The following is a 2,197-nucleotide window of genomic DNA, read 5'->3' as shown; positions in this document are numbered from 1 at the left end:
GTGGCAAGGTGCTCTACCCTGCAACCCTCGCTGTGGCTTACGTCAAGTCCAAGGATGAGAGCGTTATCTAATGGCTAAGACAAAGAAGGTAGCGGATTCTACGGAGTCCGCACCTGCTGTAAAGCCAGTGAAGGAAATCACAAACCCTTGTGATTCATGCCCGAAAACATACGACAAGAAGAGTTCTTTTTGCAAAACGTGTGTTAATTATAGAGGTTAATTATGGCTAGAAGTGCTGTAACTGTTTCAAAATGTTTGCTGTATAATACTCCATACGCTGTCACCGCTGATGATGCTGACAAGACAAATGGCCACGAGATTGACGCAAAGGAAATGGCTCACGATCGTTTGCTGGTTAGGTTCCTTGGTGCTACCACCAAATACACCGCAACCATTCTCGCTGGAGACTTCTCCGATGCTTCTCTTGGCAACCTTGCCTTTGATGTGAATACCACTGAAACTAAGGTTGTTTGCCTTGAAGCTTCACGCTTCCTTCAGAGTGACGGTATGCTCCATATCGACCTTGCATCTGCTGGTCAAGTGACTGGTGCAACCATCGAAGCGTATCTGCTTCCGTAACTGAGTGGGGGAGGCAACTCCCCCTTACCCTTTGGAGGGAATATGACGAACAGAAACGAACTTGCTTTGGATGCGTTTCTCACTGCCGGAGGTAGGCTCGACCAACTCCTTCAGAGGGGCACCCCGAAGTATTTCATAAAGTCCACTGACGTAAAACCAGCTGACGCTGAGCTTGGCTCTGAGCTGTACTATGTAGACACTGGCGACTACTTTGTGTACTACGATGATGAATGGCATCTCAAGGTGCAGGGTAGCTACTCTGATATCAAATTCACGCTTACCGCTAAAAAGGGCGACCTCGCAAGTGCTGTTAGCCCTGCTACGCTGGAGGTCACGTATGATAAGGCATACGGAACACTCCCGACCACCACCCCGACTACTGGCTACGAGCTTGAGGGATGGTGCCTTGATGCTCAGCTGACTAACGAGGTGAGTGCAACGGATATTGTGAAGATTGAGGACGATGCGAACATCTACGCCAAGCATGTTCCGATTGTGTACCCGATTACCTACAATCTGGATGACGGAGAGAATGACCCTGCAAACCCTGCAACCTACACCGTTCTTGACGCTGTGTCGTTTGAACCTGCAACCAAAGAAGGCTATACTTTTGACGGGTGGTTCAGTGAATCGGCGTTCACCAATGTTGTCACTGAGATTGCGCTGGGTTCAACTGGTGCGGTTACTTTGTACGCCAAGTTCACGGAGATTATTACTCCGTAAGGGGTTTGGAGAAATAGGATGATAACACTAGCAACAGTCAAGACCTTGCTCAACATCACCACCACCGACTATGACGCTCAGTTAACTCTGCTCATGCCGATGGTGGAAAATGATGTAAGGCGGATACTCAACAATCAGTTCAACGAGAAAGTAGACTGTACGTTTGAGAATGGCTCAACAACCATATCTAACATCTGGAATCTTCGCTCCAAGTTGACCAACCCTGTCGAGATTGGCAGGGTGCTGGAACATCCTTCCATCCCAGAAGAAACATACATCACAGCCTACGATGAAGAGAACGGCATTGCTACAATCTCGCAGGCAACAACAGGAGAGGGAGACTATGTTATATCCTCCATTAATTATGGCATGTTTATTCCTATTGCTAAGATGGCCGGATTCAAGCTCAACGGCATGAGTAGACAAGTATGTGACGGTGAGATTGCAAGCAAGACAATCGGGCCTGTTTCCGTATCCTACGTGCAACACGTGGATAAGCGTTGGGGGTATCCTATGGACATCTTGCGTGACCTAGGGACTCCAATTCAGAGGGTGGGCTAATGCTTGAATGTTTCAACGACTTTCCGAGACAGACAATCGAGATTTTCCAGCACACGGCAAGCTATGACCCCAACACTGGCGTTGAGACAGAAGGCTATTCCTTGAGGGAAACAAGGGAAGTCTTTATCCTTCAAGCTTCCTCATCACAACAGGTATTTGCACAAGCAATCATTGACCAACTCTCTTTAGTAGTTATTACAGATGAAGCGGTAGACAACACCGACCTAATCAAATACGCTGGCCTTTGGTACAGTGTGGCATATCCAGACGACATCCTAGGCATGGGAGAAGTGACTACCATCGGGCTTGTCAAAATCAAGGCTCCGGCTAATGT

General features: G+C 48.0%; 4 protein-coding genes. All 4 read left to right on the top strand.

All coding sequences use genetic code 11. The annotated features are described in order from the left end of the window. Positions 1-222: 222 nt before the first annotated feature. A complete protein-coding gene (locus GXZ13_07735; GenBank protein ID NLX75693.1) occupies positions 223-579 on the top strand; it encodes a hypothetical protein in 357 nt (118 codons plus the stop codon). A gap of 42 nt (positions 580-621) precedes the next feature. Beyond that, positions 622-1,302 carry an InlB B-repeat-containing protein gene (locus tag GXZ13_07730; GenBank protein NLX75692.1) on the top strand — a complete coding sequence of 227 codons (681 nt, stop codon included), beginning with the start codon at positions 622-624 and terminating at the stop codon, positions 1,300-1,302. Between the two features lie 18 nt (positions 1,303-1,320). Then, on the top strand, positions 1,321-1,863 hold the full coding sequence (locus tag GXZ13_07725) for a phage head-tail connector protein (protein NLX75691.1): 543 nt from the start codon (positions 1,321-1,323) through the stop codon (positions 1,861-1,863). Beyond that, the coding region (locus tag GXZ13_07720; GenBank protein NLX75690.1) for a hypothetical protein at positions 1,863-2,197 on the top strand (335 nt) is incomplete at its 3' end. The genes GXZ13_07725 and GXZ13_07720, both read left to right, overlap by 1 nt.

This window comes from Synergistaceae bacterium (genome assembly GCA_012728235.1).
Lineage (GTDB): Bacteria > Synergistota > Synergistia > Synergistales > Synergistaceae > JAAYFL01.
This window is presented reverse-complemented; position numbering and strand designations above follow the sequence as displayed.